General features: G+C 67.9%; 15 protein-coding genes and 1 pseudogene. 11 read left to right on the top strand and 5 right to left on the bottom strand.

Annotated features, from left to right (window positions below; translation table 11 throughout):
* The 4 genes and pseudogenes from ACQKJZ_RS11980 to ACQKJZ_RS11995 form a co-directional block, all read left to right on the top strand.
* Window positions 1–190 (top strand): annotated as a pseudogene (locus ACQKJZ_RS11980) (acyl-CoA dehydrogenase); the annotation flags it as partial.
* Window positions 187–831, top strand: a complete 645-nt coding sequence (locus ACQKJZ_RS11985) for a PIG-L deacetylase family protein (RefSeq protein ID WP_427731282.1) — start codon at window positions 187–189, stop codon at window positions 829–831. The pseudogene ACQKJZ_RS11980 and the gene ACQKJZ_RS11985, both read left to right, overlap by 4 nt.
* Entirely contained in the window at window positions 828–1415 is a 588-nt protein-coding gene (locus ACQKJZ_RS11990) for a class I SAM-dependent methyltransferase (protein WP_427731283.1), read from the top strand. Before ACQKJZ_RS11985 ends, ACQKJZ_RS11990 begins: the two co-directional genes overlap by 4 nt.
* A 114-nt stretch (window positions 1416–1529) precedes the next feature.
* A complete protein-coding gene (locus tag ACQKJZ_RS11995) occupies window positions 1530–2525 on the top strand; it encodes an SDR family oxidoreductase (RefSeq protein ID WP_427731284.1) in 996 nt (331 codons plus the stop codon).
* 114 nt (window positions 2526–2639) lie between these two features.
* Here the strand turns inward: ACQKJZ_RS11995 and ACQKJZ_RS12000 are convergent, their stop codons facing one another.
* Together ACQKJZ_RS12000 and ACQKJZ_RS12005 are read right to left on the bottom strand one after the other, a co-directional pair.
* Window positions 2640–4547, bottom strand: coding sequence for a BCCT family transporter (locus ACQKJZ_RS12000; RefSeq protein ID WP_427731285.1), 1908 nt, complete (start codon window positions 4545–4547; stop codon window positions 2640–2642).
* Window positions 4548–4762: 215 nt separating this feature from the next.
* Window positions 4763–4963: a hypothetical protein gene (locus tag ACQKJZ_RS12005; RefSeq protein WP_427731286.1), complete on the bottom strand. Its 201-nt coding sequence runs from the start codon at window positions 4961–4963 to the stop codon at window positions 4763–4765.
* 131 nt (window positions 4964–5094) lie between these two features.
* Between ACQKJZ_RS12005 and ACQKJZ_RS12010 the strand changes: the two genes are divergently transcribed.
* Both ACQKJZ_RS12010 and ACQKJZ_RS12015 read left to right on the top strand, forming a co-directional pair.
* Window positions 5095–7335: a methyl-accepting chemotaxis protein gene (locus ACQKJZ_RS12010; protein ID WP_427731287.1), complete on the top strand. Its 2241-nt coding sequence runs from the start codon at window positions 5095–5097 to the stop codon at window positions 7333–7335.
* A gap of 144 nt (window positions 7336–7479) precedes the next feature.
* Window positions 7480–8841 (top strand): hypothetical protein, encoded by a 1362-nt coding sequence (locus ACQKJZ_RS12015; protein WP_427731288.1) that lies wholly within the window; start codon window positions 7480–7482, stop codon window positions 8839–8841.
* Between the two features lie 16 nt (window positions 8842–8857).
* Here ACQKJZ_RS12015 and ACQKJZ_RS12020 read toward each other — a convergent pair whose 3' ends face one another.
* Window positions 8858–9721 (bottom strand): alpha/beta hydrolase, encoded by an 864-nt coding sequence (locus ACQKJZ_RS12020; RefSeq protein WP_427731289.1) that lies wholly within the window; start codon window positions 9719–9721, stop codon window positions 8858–8860.
* 138 nt (window positions 9722–9859) lie between these two features.
* On the opposite strand from ACQKJZ_RS12020, the gene ACQKJZ_RS12025 reads away from it, so the two are divergent.
* Window positions 9860–10105, top strand: a complete 246-nt coding sequence (locus tag ACQKJZ_RS12025; protein ID WP_427731290.1) for a hypothetical protein — start codon at window positions 9860–9862, stop codon at window positions 10103–10105.
* A gap of 7 nt (window positions 10106–10112) precedes the next feature.
* On the opposite strand, the gene ACQKJZ_RS12030 is transcribed toward ACQKJZ_RS12025, so the two are convergent.
* Entirely contained in the window at window positions 10113–10952 is an 840-nt protein-coding gene (locus tag ACQKJZ_RS12030; protein ID WP_427731291.1) for a DUF4336 domain-containing protein, read from the bottom strand.
* Between the two features lie 77 nt (window positions 10953–11029).
* Between ACQKJZ_RS12030 and ACQKJZ_RS12035 the strand changes: the two genes are divergently transcribed.
* Both ACQKJZ_RS12035 and ACQKJZ_RS12040 read left to right on the top strand, forming a co-directional pair.
* On the top strand, window positions 11030–11416 hold the full coding sequence (locus tag ACQKJZ_RS12035) for a DUF4267 domain-containing protein (RefSeq protein WP_427731292.1): 387 nt from the start codon (window positions 11030–11032) through the stop codon (window positions 11414–11416).
* Between the two features lie 100 nt (window positions 11417–11516).
* A complete protein-coding gene (locus tag ACQKJZ_RS12040) occupies window positions 11517–12323 on the top strand; it encodes a transporter (RefSeq protein ID WP_427731293.1) in 807 nt (268 codons plus the stop codon).
* 13 nt (window positions 12324–12336) lie between these two features.
* Here the strand turns inward: ACQKJZ_RS12040 and ACQKJZ_RS12045 are convergent, their stop codons facing one another.
* Window positions 12337–13350 (bottom strand): zinc-dependent alcohol dehydrogenase, encoded by a 1014-nt coding sequence (locus ACQKJZ_RS12045; RefSeq protein ID WP_427731296.1) that lies wholly within the window; start codon window positions 13348–13350, stop codon window positions 12337–12339.
* 335 nt (window positions 13351–13685) lie between these two features.
* Between ACQKJZ_RS12045 and ACQKJZ_RS12050 the strand changes: the two genes are divergently transcribed.
* Both ACQKJZ_RS12050 and ACQKJZ_RS12055 read left to right on the top strand, forming a co-directional pair.
* On the top strand, window positions 13686–15908 hold the full coding sequence (locus ACQKJZ_RS12050; protein WP_427731294.1) for a hypothetical protein: 2223 nt from the start codon (window positions 13686–13688) through the stop codon (window positions 15906–15908).
* Window positions 15909–16220: 312 nt separating this feature from the next.
* On the top strand, window positions 16221–16601 hold the full coding sequence (locus ACQKJZ_RS12055) for a hypothetical protein (RefSeq protein ID WP_427731295.1): 381 nt from the start codon (window positions 16221–16223) through the stop codon (window positions 16599–16601).
* Window positions 16602–16627: the final 26 nt, after the last annotated feature.

The following is a 16627-nucleotide window of genomic DNA, read 5'->3' on the forward strand; positions in this document are numbered from 1 at the left end:
CTATGCCGCCGGCGGGCGGGCGATCATGCTGGCGCAGGAGGCGGTGGGGGTGCAGGGTCTGTTCACCGCGCATCCGCTGGCCCGCGTCATCACAGACCTGTCCGTCTATTTGCGCCAGCCCGCCCCCGATGCGCAGCGAATACAGGTGGGGGCCGCCGTCGCCGCGCACGTCCTGACGCCGACGCTATGACCCTGCCGATCGGTCGTCCCGCCGCGCTGCTGGTCGTCGCGCCGCACCCCGATGACGAGGCGATCGGCGCCTATACGCTGATGACCCGACTACGCCGCCGGGGGGTGCGCGTCGCGGTGCTGATCGTCAGCGACGGGGCCGCTTCCCATCCGAACAGCACGCGCTGGCCGCCCGCGCGGCTGATCCGCGAACGGCAGCGCGAGGCACGGTGCGTGCTGCGTCCGATCGGCGTGACGCGCGATGCCATCCGCTTCCTGGCGCTTCCCGATGGCGGGCTGGCGGGGCATGACCGCGCCATCCGCCACGCCATCGCGCGATCGCTCGCCGCCCTGCCCCACCCCGTGGTCGCGTTGTCGCCGGCGATGACCGACGACCATCCCGACCACCGCGCCGTCGCCCGCGCCGTGCGGCGGCAGGCGGGGGTCCGGTGGCGGCATTATCCGGTCTGGCCGGCCGGACAGCGGCTGCGCGGGGGCAGGCCGCTGCACCTGAGCGCGCAGGAGCGGCTGGCCAAGCGGCACGCCATCCGCCGCTATCGCACCCAGGCGGGGCGGATCACCGACGATCCCACCGGCTTCGCGATGACCCGCCAGCAGATCGCCGCCTTCAGCCGCCCGCAGGAATGGTTCGCCCCCGCATGAGCCACCGGCCGATCCGGCTGTCCGGCTTCGAGCGGATGTTCGCGGGCGATCCCGACCCGTGGCGAACCTTTGTCGACCGTGACGAGGCGGTGAAACGCCGCGCCATCATGCACGCTCTGGGCGCCGCGCCGTGGGGCCGGGTGCTGGAACTGGCGGCGGGCAATGGATCGAACAGCGTCGCGCTCGCCGCCCACGCGCTGCGGCTGGATGCGACCGAGGCGACCGAGGCGGGCACGGCGCTGGTCTGCAAGGCGCTGGCCGGGCACGGTCCGCGCGCGCGGGCGATCCGCCTGGCGGTGCCGGCATCCTTTCCACGGCCCCACTATGACGCGGTGGTGGTGGCCGAGATGCTCTATTATCTCTCCGCCCATGCCATGCGGCGTACCGCGCGCGACGTCGCGCGCGCGCTGCGGCCCGGCGGGGTGCTGGTGCTGGCGCATCATCGGATCGACTTTCACGACTTCGCCCAGCATGCCGCAGGGTTGCAAGAGACGTTCCTGCGCGCCACCGGCTGCACCTGGCGGGTGCGCCGTGTCCGCCGGACGGGGCGCTGGTCCGTGCTGTCCTGCACCCGGCTGGGCTGACCTTGCCGTTTCGACGCGTGCCGGGACGCGGCGTGGATCGTCTTTATCCTTCCGTGGGTTAGAGCCCGAGACCGCCGACGATCCCGTTGGCCTGGTATCGGAAAGGCCATGACCATGGGCGATATCGAAACCTCACGACGCGGCGTGTTGGGCGGCACCGCGATCGGGCTTGCCGCCGCCGCCGCACCCGGTGCCGCACTGGCGCAGGGCGCCTCGGGCGGTGCTGCACCCAGCCTGCGCGACCCGCGCACCAAATATACGCGCACGCCCTTCCCCGAACAGCGCCAACCCTGGCCCGCGCTCGCCAGCAAGATGACGCCGCGCCCCGATCATGGCGAGACCAGCTATCGCGGATCGGGCAAGCTGACGGGGCGCCGCGCCCTGCTGACCGGCGGCGACAGCGGCATCGGCCGCGCCGCCGCCATCGCCTTCGCGCGCGAGGGTGCCGACGTCGCGATCAACTATCACCCCAGCGAGGAGCCCGATGCGCGCGAGGTCGCCGACCTGATCCGCCAGGCAGGACGCAAGGCGGTCCTGCTGCCCGCCGACATCCGCACGCAAAAGGCGTGCGAGGATACGGTGCGCAAGGCGATCGCGCAGCTCGGCGGGCTCGACATCCTGGTCAACAACGCCGCCTATCAACAGTCGAAGGCGGACATCATGGAGATTTCGGACGAGCAGTTCGTCCGCACCTATGAGACCAATGTCTTCCACGTCTTCCGCTTTTCAAAGGCGGCGATCCCCTCGATGCCCCCCGGCGCGGTCATCATCAACACCATCTCGCAGAACAGCTATGACCCCGGCGAGGATCTGATCGACTATGCCTCCACCAAGGCGGCGATCCAGAACCTGACGCGCGGGATGGCCAAGCAGCTCGCCAAGAAGGGCATCCGCGTGAACGCGGTGTCGCCGGGGCCGATCTGGACCCCGCTCCAGGTGGCGGGCGGGCAGTTGCCCGGCAAGATGCACGAATTCGGCCAGGACACGTCGCTTGGCCGCGCCGGCCAGCCGGCGGAACTCGCCACGCTGTTCGTCACGCTGGCATCGGACGAGGCGAGCTATTCGACCGGCACGGCGGTCGGTGCGCATGGCGGCACCGGTTTCCCCTAAGCCCGATGCCGGAATGAACGATGGGTCCGACCGACGACCGGCCGGACCCACGCCCTTTTCCGCCATGATCGGCGAGGCGCCGCCCCGACGGTTATGCCGGGGCCGGCCCCCAACTTATCGCCGCCGCCAGCGCTCCAACTGGCTGAGGACGTCATTGGCGATCTGATCGGTCGTATAGCCGGTTATGTCGCGTGCGCCCGGCACCCCGTCGGTGCTGGCGATCAGCGTCCAGCCATGGCTGCGCCGCTTTTCCGATGCCTCCAACGCGGTGAAGGCGGCCAGCGGGCGCGAGCGCGCGGCGATGTGGTACACCAGCATCTGGTCGGGGCTGAGCGTGATGGTCAGCTTGGCGCCATGCTCGTCATGCTCGACCCGGCTGTCGGCCCAGCCCTCCTGCACCATCGTCTCGCACACCGATTGCAGCGCGGGGAGCGCGCGCTGCTCCAGCTGGCGTGCGATCTCCTTGCGGCTGGCCGGCACGAACAGCCGCTTCAGCCGTTCGCCCATCGCCGCCGTCTGCTCGTCCAGCGCGACGCCCGCCAAGTCGGCATTGGTCTGCCGGATCAGGCCGAAGGCAAGCAGCAGCATGATGAAGCAGAAGGGCAGCGCGGCGAGCAATGTCGCGGCCTGAAGCGCGCCCAATCCGCCGGCGACCAGCAGCAGGGCCGCCGTCACGCCCAGCAGGATGCACCAGTACATGCGCTGCCAGCGCGGCGTCTCGTCCTCGCCCCCCGATGCCAGCGTATCGATCACCAAGGCGCCCGAGTCGGCCGAGGTGACGAAGAAGACGCACACCAGCAGGATCGCCAGCGACGAGGTGAACGCCGTGCCGGGCAGATATTCCAGGAACTTGAACAGCGCGGTCGACAGATTGTCCTGCACCGCCTGCGCGATGCCGCCGGCCGCCACGCCCAGGTCGAGCGAGATCGCCGTGTTGCCGAACACCGTCATCCACAGGAAGGTGAACGCGGTCGGCACGAACAGCACGCCGATGACGAACTCGCGGATCGTCCGCCCGCGCGAGATGCGCGCGATGAACATGCCGACAAAGGGCGACCACGCGATCCACCACGCCCAGTAGAACAGCGTCCAGTCGGCCATCCAGGCGCGCGGTTCATAGGCGTAGAGGGTGAAGGTGCGCTTGACGAAATGATCGAGATACAGGCCGAAATTCTGAACGAGCGCACGCAGCAGGAACAGCGTCGGCCCCACCGCCAGCACAAACAGCATCAGGAGGACGGCGACGGTCAGGTTCAACTCGGACAGGCGGCGCACGCCACGATCGGCGCCGCTGAGGACCGACAGGGTCGCCGCGCCCATCACGATCGCGATCAACCCGATCTTGACCGTGATCGTGTCGGGCACCGCATATTCATAGGACAGGCCCGCCGTAATCTGCGACACGCCGAAGCCCAGCGAGGTCGCGACGCCGAAGACGGTGCCGCATACCGCGAAGACGTCGATCGCATCGCCCAGCACGCCGTTGATCCGCTTGCCCAGGATCGGCGACAGGCCCGATCGCATGGTCAGCGGCAGGCCCTTGCGATAGGTGAAATAGGCCAGGCTCATACCCACCAGCGCATAGATCGCCCAGGCGTGGACGCCATAATGGTGGAAGGTGATCGCCATCGCCTCGCGCGCGGCCAGGATGGTGCCGGGTTCGACATCGGGCGGCGCGATATAATGCTGGATCGGCTCGGCCACCGCGAAATACATCAGGCCGATGCCCATGCCGGCCGCGAACAGCATCGCCAGCCAGGAGACATAGGGGAAATCGGGCTCGGCATCGTCGGGCCCCAGCTTCAGCTTGCCGGCCGGGCCGAAGCCGAGTGCCAGGACGATCGCGAGAAAGGCCGCGACCGAGGCGATATAGAACCAGCCGAACGTGTCGATCGTCCAGCTTTGCGCCGCCTTGAACGCGGAGTCGGCGGTGCCGGGCATGAGCAGCGTGGCGGCGAGCATCGCCGCGATGATCGCGCTGGCTCCCCAGAAGACGCGGGGATTTAATCGGGTTTCAGGCATGGGGACAGCTTAACCGGCGTTGGCTTGAAAGCCCATATCGATGAGCCTTTTGGACGAACGCGTAACGATCCGTCACCGGTAAGGCTCCACCTACATCATAATAACATGATGGATCGGGCACATTGGCCATGATTCCAAGAATCTTGCCACGAAAAACGTTGCGCAAGGGTAATGTCCGGGAGACCGGCCCTCTCGTGCACCGAGTTTGCCGCCCCTCAGCGTGAGTGACGCGCCTTCACCAGCGCGATGACCGAGATCGAACAGGCCAGCACGGCCAGCGCCAGTCCGCCGAGCGCCGTCCACAAGCCGGCGGTGAGGCCGCCCAGATAACCACCGACCACCAACCCGATCAGCGGCAGGACGACGAGCAGCAGGCATCCGAACATGATCATGCCCACGCCAACCACGCGCATCACCGTCCTGTTCCGCCCCGGCGGGGTTCAGGACCGCCGGGCCCATTCGCGCAACATTCTATTGATCCATGTTTAGGCCACAATAACATTATATTATCGACTCGATTTTATAGCCCGTTCTCATGGAGGGATCGGTGCAGACAAAGCCTTTGAAGTCGCTTGCGACCATGCTCAGCCTGCGTGGCATGGTGACGGTCGCGTGTTTCGTCACGCTGGGGTCGGCCGTGACAGGCGTCATGCTCGAACAATCGGCCAAGACCCGCGCACGCGAGACCGGGGGCATCGTCGCCGATCAGGTGACGGCCGAAATCCGCACCCAGTTCGAACGCCCCATCGGCGTGGCGGGCGGCCTGAAGGCGGCGATCGCGGCGGCGCGCGCGCAGGGCATCACCGATCGCAACGCGCATAACGGCATCCTGCGCTCCACCCTGATGACCAATCCCGAGCTGATCGGTACCTGGATCGGGTGGGAACCCAACGCCTTTGACGGCCGCGACGCCGCCTTCGCCGGCACGCCGGGCTACGACAAGACCGGGCGTTTCCTGCCCTATTGGCATCATTCGGGACAGGATGCGGCGGTCGAGCCGCTGACCGGTTACGAGAAGCCGGGCAAGGGCGACTGGTATCTCGTTCCCTTGCAAACCGGACGCCCGTTGATGTGGGGGCCCAGCCTGTACGAGGTAGCCGGCAAGAAGACGCTGATGGCCTCGGTCGTGCTGCCCTATCAGGAACGGGGGCGCACGGTCGCGGTGCTGGGCGTCGACCTGGGCCTCGGCGACCTGTCGAAGCGGATCGGCGACATCCATCTGCCCTTCGAGGGCAATGTCGAGGTGCTGTCGGAAAAGGACCTCTACGCCTATACCAAGGACGTGGCGCTGCTCGGCAAGCCGGGGCCGCATTTCACCCAGGGTTATTCGGTGGTCGACGATCCGGTCATGGGCAAGGTCATTCAGATCGTCCGCCCCATCCGTTTCGACGGGTTCGATCGCGGCTGGGTGGTGCGCGTGCGCCTGCCGATGAGCGCGGTGCTGGCCGATGCGCGCCGGGCCGAGCTGGTGCTGCTGCTCTCCGCGCTCCTGATGGTGGCGGGGCTGGCCTTCGTGCTGCGCCGGCTGTCCACGCGCCTGGTCGGCGATCCGCTGGCCAACCTGTCGACCGAAATGGAGCATGTCGCCTCGGGCGACCTCAACGATCCGGCGCGTGACGAGGCCAAGGCGGCCGAGATCGCCAAGATGCGCGCCGCGGTCGATGTGTTCCGCCAGGCGGCGCGCGAAAAGCGCATCGCCGACCAGAATCAGGAACGCGTCGTCATTAGCCTGGCCGACGCGCTGCAAAAGCTGGCCGCCGGCGACCTGTCCGCCCGCCTGACCACGAGCTTCAGCAGCGAATATGAACGCATCCGCACCAACTTCAACGACGCGGTCGGTCGCCTGGCCGATGCGATGAAGAAGGTTGCGCACAGCGCGGGCGACGTCAGCGCCGGATCGCGCGAGATCAGCGTCGCGGCCGACGACCTGTCGCGCCGCACCGAACAACAGGCCGCGAGCCTGGAGGAAACGGCGGCGGCGATGGACGAGATCACCGTCACGATCCGCAAGACCGCCGAGGATGCCAGCCGCACCAATGCCGCCGTCGGCCAGGCGCGCGCGGAGGCCGAGCGATCGGGCGATGTGGTGCGCAAGGCGATCCAGGCGATGAGCGGGATCGAGCGATCCTCCGCCGAGATCGCCGAGATCATCTCGGTCATCGACGGCATCGCCTTCCAGACCAATCTGCTCGCGCTGAACGCCGGGGTCGAGGCGGCGCGCGCGGGCGAATCGGGCAAGGGCTTCGCGGTCGTCGCCTCCGAGGTGCGCGCATTGGCGCAACGCTCGGCGGAAGCGGCCAAGGACGTCAAGGAACGCGTCAACGCCTCGTCCACCCATGTCGGGGCCGGCGTCGAACTGGTGTCCGAGACGGGCCGGTCGCTCAATCTGATCATCGAACGGGTGGGCGAGATCGAGGGGCTGGTATCGGGCATCACCACCGCCACGCAGCAGCAGGCGGGCGGCCTGCAACAAGTCAACATCGCCGTGTCGGAAATGGACGGGGTGACGCAGCAGAATGCGGCGATGGTCGAGGAGACGACCGCCGAGGCGCGCAACCTGGCGGCGGAGGCCGAGGTCCTGGCGAGCGAAGTCGCACGCTTCCGCCTCGACGAGAGTGGCCCGGTGCCGGCTCTGGCGTCGCGCCATGACGGAAGGCGAAGCGAAACGCCTCGCCCGGTCCCCATGCCCGCCAGCCCGCCGCGTACGCCTCGCGCACCCAGCCGACCGCCCATGGTCGCGGGCAACACCGCGCTGGCGGTGTCCGACGAGGACTGGTCCGAATTCTGATCGTCGATCGGTCGGCGGGCCGGGGGGCCATGCCGACCGGTCATCCACGACATGTCGCGTGTTCCGGGACATCCGGTGGCGCGGGGGGCGACGTACGGCTAGGACCGGGGCGTTGGCGCGAAGATCGTACCGAACAGGGGTATCATGACGTTTCTCTTTTCAGCCGCCGTCCTGGCGACGACCTTGCTCGCCCCCGGCGGCGGCGGTCCGCCGGCCGCCACCGGCTTCGCACTCGTAGCGCCGCCGACGGACGACAGGTCCGCCGCGGACGACTGGACGCTGCCCCCCGCCGTCGCCGATGCGACGGACATGGCGGCGCTCCTCCCGGTGACGCTGCCCGCCGCGCCGGTCCTGGCGGAGCCGGCCAAGACGGCCCCCGCCCCCCGGCTGAAGCTGGGAATCGGCGTTCGCGGGCGGATCGACATCCGCTTCAACGACGCCAATGGGGTGGGACAGCGCGAGACGTCGAAACATGTCTCGTTCGACACGCTGATCCTCAGCGCCAATTATGACGGACCGCGCTTCTTCGGCTCGGCGGACTACCGCTTCTATGGCGGCAACTTCATCTATGGGCGCGGCGCCGGCTACAAGGGCTATCCGGGCGAGATCCAGTTCCTGTCCTATGCCTATGCCGGGGCCAAGCTGTCGCCCCATGACCGCGTGACGGTCGGTATCCAGCCGGTGCCGTTCGACGACCGCTATTGGGGGTCGTCCTGGTACAACAGCCTGGGCTTCGTCTATGGCCTGGAGGAAACCTATAATACCGGCATCAGCTATACGCACAGCGACGATCGCCTGACCGTATCGGCGGGCTTCTTCCCGGTCGCCGGACCGCCCGGCATCGGCAACAGCCGCGACAGCGCGCGCTATTCGGTCAATATCGTCCGGGGCGATTCCTACCTCCCCTTCGCCTCGCGCAATGCCGAGCGCAACATGGCCATCGGCAAGGTCCGCTACGTGCTCGACAGCACCCAGCGCGGGCAGTTGAGCGTCACCGGTTCGGGATGGGTGTCGCAGGTGCACAGTTTCGACACCGGCGAGAATGGCTCGCGCCATGCCTTCGCCCTCAGCGTGAAGGACGATCGCCGCCCGCTGCGCTTCAAGCTGCTGGCCGCGCGGCAGGACATCGACCCGCGCAACGCGCAGCGCAACGACCTGATCGCGGTCGGCGACTACGACTTTTCCTACAATATCGCCGCCCGGGGGACGCTGACCTTCGCCGAGATGGGCCATGCGATCGATACGGGCGCCTTTCCGTTCAGTCTGGACGTCTATGCCAGCTACGCCCGCGTCCTGAAGAAAGCGGCCTTCGCCGATACGCAGCGGATCAATGTCGGCGCCTTCTGGAACGACAAGGCGAGCAAGCGGATCAGGATCTGGACCGAGATGCTCGTCGGCCGTAACGACCCCTATGTCGGCGCGGGGCAGTTCTCCTCGGGCGCGGCGCAAGGGGGCGATGATCGGTGGAAGGCGTCGATCCTGATGATGTTCGGCTATTATCTCTGATGCCGGGCCCGGCCGGTCATCGCGTCCGTTCGCGAACGAACCGGGTGACATCGGCCAGTACCGGCGCGCGGCCCCGGAACGGACGGGCGATGGCCAGGATCATGCCGACATGACCCAGCCTGGGATAGGCCCGCACCGACACCGGGACCCCGCCCTGGCGTAACCGGGCGGCCAGCGCCGCGCTGTTGCGGGGCAGCACCGTCTTGTCCTCGTCACCGACCAGCAGCAGCGCCGGCGGATCGCCCGCCCCGGCCCAGGTCACGGGCTGCGTCTCGGCGGGACGCGGCCATTGCCCGAACGCGGCGCGACTGACGTCCACGTCGAAGGGCGCGAAGTCATAGGGTCCGGCCAGGCCCACCAAGCCCCGGACGGCCGTCCTGTCGCGCCCCAGCCAGCGATCATCGACCGCCAGCATGGCCGCGATATACGCGCCCGCCGAATGGCCCATCAGCACGATGCGGTCGGGGTCACCGCCGAAATCGCGGACATGCGCCCTGGCCCAGCGCACGGCCGCCGCGCCGTCCTCGACAAAGGCGGGATAGCGGATCGCGGGCACCAGCCGATAATCCGGGATCACCACGACGAACCCTTGCGCCGCCAGGGCCTTGCCGACGAACGCATAGCCCGTCCGGGTGCCGCTGTTCCAGCTGCCGCCATAGAAGAAGACGACGACGGGTCGCTTGCCGTCCGCTGTCGTGCGCGGAGCATAGATATCGAGCATCCGCCGCTCGCCCGCGCCGTACGCCATGCCGGTGGCGACCCGGGTGCCCGCCGCATCCTTGGGCACCAGCGTATTGAACGCGGTCAGCGGCGAGCAGGCGGCCAGCGTCGTCGTCAAGGCCAGCGCCAGCGAAAAGCGGAAACGGGGCGGCAGGGTCATCGTGTCGGGCTTCGTCCAATGGTCGTCGGGCCGGATGGATCAACGCGTGGCGGCATCCATCGGCTGCACGGGGGGCTTCGTCGCGGGGCGTGCGACATTCGTCGCGGTGGGACGTTGCCTCGCCTCAGGAGATTGACCATGGGCAATACCACCAATTTGCAGATCGGCATCCGCCGCAGCGCCGAGATGGCGGCGCTCTTCATGATCGGCGACGGCCTGCTGGGCCTGTTGCAGCCGAAGCGTCACGTCGCGCTGTGGCGATCGGATGTCGCGGCGGTCGACATGCTCGTGCGGCCCTTCGCCCATCACCCCATGCGTCGCCGTGCCTATGGGCTGCTTCAGGCGGGGGCGGGGCTGGCGCTGGCCTCCGTCCTGCGACGGTAGCGCCCGGTCAGACCAGCCACGAGAAGGCCCGGCGCAGGCGTGACGCGCCGTGACGGGTGAAGGGCGTGCCATGCGCGAAGATCACCCGGTCGGGCCGGGTGGCGATCATCGCCGCGACCGCCGTCTTCACCCGCGCGCCCCCCAGAACCAGCGCCGCGCGCACATGCACGCCGGTCGTGGCACGCGTCGCCAGCGTCGCGCGCATCACCGCGGCGGTCACAGGGCGCAGCTTGGCGGGTTCCAGATTCTCGACCAGATCGGCGAGCACCAGTGTTCCGCTCGCCCGGTGATGGAACCATGCCTCCTCGAACCCGCCGCCGCCCCGTACCATCCCTTGCGTGATCTCCGCCGCCCAGGCTTCGGGCGCGGCATCGCAAAGGTCCGCATCGATCCGCACCCCCGCCTTGCGGACCGCCGCGCGGTCCCGAAGCGCGGGCACCGCCCAGCTCGTCGCCTGGGGACAGACCCGTTGCCAATCCTTCAGGAACATCCAGTGCGCCACGGTCGGCGCGACCAGATGCCGGACCGGGCCGAGCGCGGAGAGCGCCCGCTCCAGTTGCGGCGTATGACGGGTCGGCGAATGAAGCAGCAGCCCACCGTCCTTCAGCCGAAACACCGTCATGCGAACGGGCAGCTTCATGCCCATCGCGCTGACCGGGCCGCTGTCGACGATCCACACATCGTCGGCAAAGGGCTTGAGGGTATCGACGGGCGGGTACGCGATGGCGGCGTCCTGGCCCGCCGCACCGCGCGACAGCCATAGCAGCCACGCCACGGCCCCCGCGCCCAGCGCCCCGCCAAAGATCAGCCCGCCATGCGGCCGCGATGCCTGTTTGCCAGAAGTCATGGAAAAGCAGCGATTTGCAGGAACATTGGTTCCCATCATCGCTTGGTCGCATCGTCATGATGGACGCCTCCCACCCCATGCCGCACACATCCCCCGTCCCGATCGTCGTCGCGCTCGTGGCCGGCATATTCCTGCTCCTGGGGGCGATGTTCGTGGCATACCCCCACGCGGCGGCGGGCTTTTACGGCATCGCCAGCGATGATCGGGCAGCGCTGTTCTATGTCCGCGCCATCGGGTTCCGTGATCTGGCGCTGGCGGCCTATCTGCTCGGCCTGTCCGCCCTGGGCGGGCGCCAGGCATTGGCCATCGTCCTCGCCGCCACGATCGTCATTCCCCTGGGTGACATCGCGTTGCTGATCCTGTCGGGCACGGCGCGCGCGATCCATTTCATTCTGCATGGCGCCAGTCTGCTGTGCTTTGCCGGTCTGGCGCTCTGGGCGCATGCGGACGCGCGGCGCGGCTGAAAGAGCGCGCGGCTGTCGGCCCGGCGGTTGCACAAGCGGGCCGAACCGGCGCAGGGTGCCCGCCAATCTTCTGACAATTCGGCGTTTTAGGATGATAAAGATGCGAAACGGCCTGGGGTGGATGCTCGGCATGACGGCGCTGGCGACGGCGGCGCCCGCCCTTGCCGAGGACGAGCCGCGCTTCTGCCCCACCCGGCCCAATCTCGGCGGCTCCGCCTGCACGACCGAGCCGGGGCGGGTGCATGTGGAGATGTCGGTGCTGGACTGGCAGCGAGACGACCAAGGCGACGAACGGGAGGACCGGATCGTCACCGCCGACATCCTGACCCGTACCGGGGTCGGCCGGAACACCGAAGTCCAGCTCGAATGGGTCGGCTATGGCCGCGATCGCACACGCGACAAGGCCAGTGACAGCGTCGACACGGTGACGGGCACGGGCGACGTCACCTTCGCGGTGCGCCAGCATCTGGCAGGCGCGAAGGGCAAGCCCTTTTCCGCCGGCGTAGAAGCGTTCGTGACCGCGCCGACGGGGCGCCATCCGGTCGGCGACGGCAGCTGGTCGACGGGCGTCATCGTGCCCCTCCAGTACGACCTGACCGAGAAATGGGCGATCGCCCTGACCGGCGAGGCCGACGCCGCCGCCAACCGGTCGGGCACGGGCCGGCATCTGGCCTATAGCGAGATCGCGGGCGTGCGTTACAAGCTGAACGATCGGGTCACGACCTCCGCCGAACTGTCGCTCGAACGCGACAACGAGCCGGAAGGGCATGAGACGATGGCGATGGCCGCGCTGTCCGCCGCGTGGCGCCCGACCAGGCTGGTCCAGCTCGACATATTGGCGGTGGCGGGCCTGAACCAGGCCGCGCCGGGGCTGCGTCTGGTCACGGGCGGCGCGGTCCTGTTCTAGCGCGCGGGCCGCGTCACATCGTCAGTCCGACGAAGATCGCCTCCGTCCGGCGGCGATCCTGCGCCACGGCAAAGGCATCGTTGATCCGGTCGAGCGGAAAGCGGTGGGTAATGAGCGCCTGCGTCTTCAATATGCCACGCGCCACCAGGTCCAGCGCCTCGCGCTGTTCGGCATGGATATCGTGAAAGGCGAAACTGGCGCTGGGGATCAGCGTGATGTCGGACATCTGGATGCGTTGCCATTCGAGCGGAATGGCGATCGCGCCATCGTCGAAACCGCCGACGATGACGACCCGCCCGCCCCGCCGCACCAGCCGCGTCGCGAGCGGCAACGTCTCTGGCATCGATTCGCCGCCGGCACATTCGAACACGATGTCCGCGCCGCGATCGTCGGTCATCGTGGCGACGGCGGCCGCCGCGTCCCCGCTATCCACATCGACCATCCGGTCCGCCCCCAGCCGCCCGGCCAGCGCCAGCGCATGCGGCAGCCGGTCGAGGATCGTCACATGCGCCCCGCCCGCCTTGGCCAGCATCAGCTGCCCCAGCCCGATCGGCCCCGCGCCGATGATCGCCACGCGCGATCCGATGGTCAGGCCGGACAGATGCTGGGCATGGAGCGCCACCGCATAGGTGTCGAGCAGCGCCGCGTCGTCGAAGCCGATATGGTCGGGCAGGATGTGGAACTTGTGCTGAGGACCGATGACATATTCGGCATAGGCGCGCGAGACGCTGGCGCGGCGGGTGGGGTACAAATCTGGACAGCGATTATATTGCTGCACGCGGCACCATTCGCAGCGGCCGCAACCCAGCACCGATTCGATCAGCACCCGGTCGCCGATCGCCACCCGGTCGACCTCGCCCCCGACCTCCACCACCTCGCCGGCCAGTTCATGGCCCATGATGCAGCAACGCAGGTCCGGCTCGGCCTTTTGCCAGTGCCGCAGGTCGGTGGCGCAGATGCCGGCCATGCGGACCCGCGCCTTGACCCAGTGCGCGGCCGGTAGCGCCGGTTCGTCGACCTCGACGATTTCGAAGCGGCCATCGGCGGTTTTTTTTGCGTGCTGCCTTCATGACGATCCTTCCGGTGGAACGGGCGCCGCGAGGGAGACGGTGCATGCTCCGCCGACACCTGGACCGATCAACCACCGAGCGCCGGGATGGTGGCGCGATGGCGGAGTATAAGCCACAACAATTCAATGACATAGATCAGGAATACTATGCCGGGACCGGCGCGGCCGGGGAAGCACCCGCCAAACGCATTGACCCAGTTTAGCGGGGCATCGATTTTGCCGCGTGCGGGAGGAACCGGGGGCAGGTTCGCCCCCTTTACTTCGCACCCTGTCATCCTGTCGGAGTTGCAAACATGCCCCGAACGGCGACGGCCGAGGCGCCGCCCGCGATCAGTCCCCACATACTCGACCTGCGTGAGGGGCTTCGCCACGATCCGCCGCCCCTGGCACGCTTCGACCTGGGCGAGCTGACGGTGGCGCTGCACCGGACCACCGATTCCGTCTTCGCGATCGTCCGGCGCGGGCACAGCGGTGGCCTGGCGGTGCGCGCCGCCTTCCTGCCCCTGCCCTTCGAGCATGAGGTGCTGCCCCCCGAGGAGGGCGAGGCCGCCCGCCTGCGCCTGACCAGCGCGATGGGCGAGCATCTGATATGCTGCGTCGCCGACCGGGCGGCGGTGGAACGGTTGCGGATCGTCACCCGCTTCACCCCCGCCCAACCGACGATCATGCCCTTCACCCCGCGCGATCTCTACCCGATCGGGGCCGGTGACGATCCGCTGCGCGCCAAGGGCGAGGTGGCGGCGTCACAGCGCGGGCTGAACACCGGCCTTTTATATTTCCGCATCGAGGAGCCGGGCTTCGGCAACGTGCTCTATATCCAGAATCTGACCGCCTCGAATGACTATTACCGCGCGACCGGCACCGTCCCGCGCGAGGCGGTGGCGGGGGCGTGGCCCGAACTCGGCTATGCCCTGCCCACGCCCGACGCCAAGGCCGACCCGGCCGAGGTCGCGCTGGCCGCCGGCGAGCAGGTGACGCTGTCCGACGCGATCCTGGTCTTCCGGCACGAGGCACCGCCGCACGAACGCGAGTCCGCGCGGCAGTTCGTGCAGATGCTGGGCAGCGCCTATGACCTGCTCGGCCCGCCACCGGTCGCCTATCGCGACTGGATCGACCGCGCCGAACGCGCCGCCCGCGATCTGGACACGGCACCGGCGGCGACGGTCCGCCATTACGGCCACCGCTTCGTCCATCCCTATACCGGTGCCGAATATCCCGACATCATGGTGCAGATGTCGGTCATCACCGCGCTTCACCAATGGGGCCGCTGGCGGGGCGAGCCGCATCCGCTGGAGGCCGAGCTGAAGGCGGGGCTGTCGCGCTTCTACGACAAGGCATTGGGCACGCTGCGCCGTTATCTGCCCAATGTCGGCGAGGACAAGAATCCCGATGCGGTCGACAGTTGGTACCTCTATCACCCTCTGCTCAACCTGGGCACGCTGGCGCTGGACGGTGACGCGGCGGCGCGCAAGCTGTTCCTGGCGTCGATCGACTATGCGATGAAGGCCGCGCGCCATTTCGATTATCGCTGGCCGATCGAATATGACGTCACCGACTTCACCGTCATCACGAAGGACGCGCCGGTCGACGGGCGCGGCCAGACCGATGTCGGCGGCATCTATGCCTGGGTCATGCTCCAGGCATTCGAGCTGACCGATGACAAGACCTATCTCGACGAGGCACGCGCGGCGATCGACGCCGCCATCGGATTGCGCTTCGACATCAACTATCAGGCCAACCTGACTGCCTGGGGCGCGGCGGCCTGCATGCGGTTGTGGCGGGTGACCAATCGCGACGTCTATCGCGAGCAAAGCTATGTCTATCTCGCCAGCTTCCTGCACAATACCGTCATGTGGGACAGCCGGATCGGCCACGCCCAGGCCTATGAGACCTTCTTCGCCGTCACCTGCCTTCAGGACGCGCCCTATATGGCGATGTACGAATGTTTCGACAGCTTCGTCGCGTTCGAACAATATCTGAACGACGGCGGCCCCGATCTGGAGCCGGAGGCGCGGATGCTGATCGGCGAATATGGCCGCTACGCGCTGTCACGCGCCTGGTTCTATTATCCCGACGCGCTTCCGCCCGAGGCCATTGCCGATCAGCAGCGCGAGGCCAATGGCCATGTCGACAAGGACCTCTCTTTCCCGCTCGAGGACCTTTATCCCGACGGCCAGCCCGCCGGACAGGTGGGCCAGGAAGTCTATGGCGCGGGCGCGGCCTTCATCTTCGCCTCGCGTGCGTTCCACATGGTCGAGGGCGCGCCGTTCCACCTGTTCTGCGACATGCTGGTCCGCGCGGTCGAGCGGATCGGCGACCGCGCGCTGGCGATCCAGCTCGACGGCAGCGAGACGCAAACCGCCAATCTGCGCCTGGTCCGGCGCAAGCGTCGCAAGTTGACCGCAAGCCGCGTCACTACCGCGCGGAACGACGAACTCGTCGCCGATGCGGTCACCCCAGAGCGTATCGATTACCGCGTCCCCGCATATGGTCGCCTGATCCTCACCTGGGAATAGCCATGGCCGCACGACGCAAGAACGCCGGTCGGGTGGCGATGTGCAGGTCTCACCGCTCGTATCACACAGCGTGCCGACGGTGGCTGGGCAAGAAGATCTGGCGGATGATGCGCGCCACGCTGGCCAAAGACCAGCCTCTTAGAAGCCGACTCCAGCGATCCTGCAATGCCGCGTTCAAACAGGGGCGCAGTTCGTCGGCTGGACCAACGAGACGTCCGGCGCCGCCTATTATCGCCCTCTCACTCCGCCGGTGGAGGCGACGCAGATAAATCTGGCGTCGCACTGGCCGCATCGGGCCGGGGCGAGGCCGCATTGGCCGACTGCGTCGATCACCAAGCGATGCTATGCAACGCCGGACTGGGCCCCGAGATGATCGTCATGAGGGAATATGCGAGCCATGCGGATTACGCCTATCACCTCGACGTGCGCAAGTGCGCGATGCTGCTGCGCGATCACGCCATCGGCATGCTCGGTATGGAGCATGTGCTGGTCGATGCGGCGTTCACCCGCTTTTGGATCGCGTCACAAAGGCGTACTGAGGCGGCTCGCTTGGCTCATGTAAGGAGCCAGGTGTGGGTGCCTTCGGGGGGTACCGGAGGGCTTTTGGTTCGCCCCTTGTCGTCGATGTGCCCCATGTCTCTCGTGCCGGATGCAGCACGAAGGCGCCGTTGGGCTCGCGCGGCTTTGGGTTAAGCCGAGGGGTGCCGGGCGGCGTATGC

Origin of the sequence: Sphingomonas sp. NPDC019816 (genome assembly GCF_050274375.1) — a bacterium.
Classification (GTDB): domain Bacteria; phylum Pseudomonadota; class Alphaproteobacteria; order Sphingomonadales; family Sphingomonadaceae; genus Sphingomonas.

Bases quoted from the DNA above. Each gene is read 5' to 3' on its own strand.
- ACQKJZ_RS11995 (WP_427731284.1), top strand. From the start codon at position 1,530: ATGGGCGATATCGAAACCTCACGACGCGGCGTGTTGGGCGGCACCGCG.
- ACQKJZ_RS11990 (WP_427731283.1), top strand. From the start codon at position 828: ATGAGCCACCGGCCGATCCGGCTGTCCGGCTTCGAGCGGATGTTCGCG.
- ACQKJZ_RS12035 (WP_427731292.1), top strand. From the start codon at position 11,030: ATGCCGCACACATCCCCCGTCCCGATCGTCGTCGCGCTCGTGGCCGGC.
- ACQKJZ_RS12015 (WP_427731288.1), top strand. From the start codon at position 7,480: ATGACGTTTCTCTTTTCAGCCGCCGTCCTGGCGACGACCTTGCTCGCC.
- ACQKJZ_RS12000 (WP_427731285.1), bottom strand. From the start codon at position 4,547: ATGCCTGAAACCCGATTAAATCCCCGCGTCTTCTGGGGAGCCAGCGCG.
- ACQKJZ_RS12030 (WP_427731291.1), bottom strand. From the start codon at position 10,952: ATGACTTCTGGCAAACAGGCATCGCGGCCGCATGGCGGGCTGATCTTT.
- ACQKJZ_RS12025 (WP_427731290.1), top strand. From the start codon at position 9,860: ATGGGCAATACCACCAATTTGCAGATCGGCATCCGCCGCAGCGCCGAG.
- ACQKJZ_RS12020 (WP_427731289.1), bottom strand. From the start codon at position 9,721: ATGACCCTGCCGCCCCGTTTCCGCTTTTCGCTGGCGCTGGCCTTGACG.
- ACQKJZ_RS12040 (WP_427731293.1), top strand. From the start codon at position 11,517: ATGCGAAACGGCCTGGGGTGGATGCTCGGCATGACGGCGCTGGCGACG.
- ACQKJZ_RS11985 (WP_427731282.1), top strand. From the start codon at position 187: ATGACCCTGCCGATCGGTCGTCCCGCCGCGCTGCTGGTCGTCGCGCCG.
- ACQKJZ_RS12050 (WP_427731294.1), top strand. From the start codon at position 13,686: ATGCCCCGAACGGCGACGGCCGAGGCGCCGCCCGCGATCAGTCCCCAC.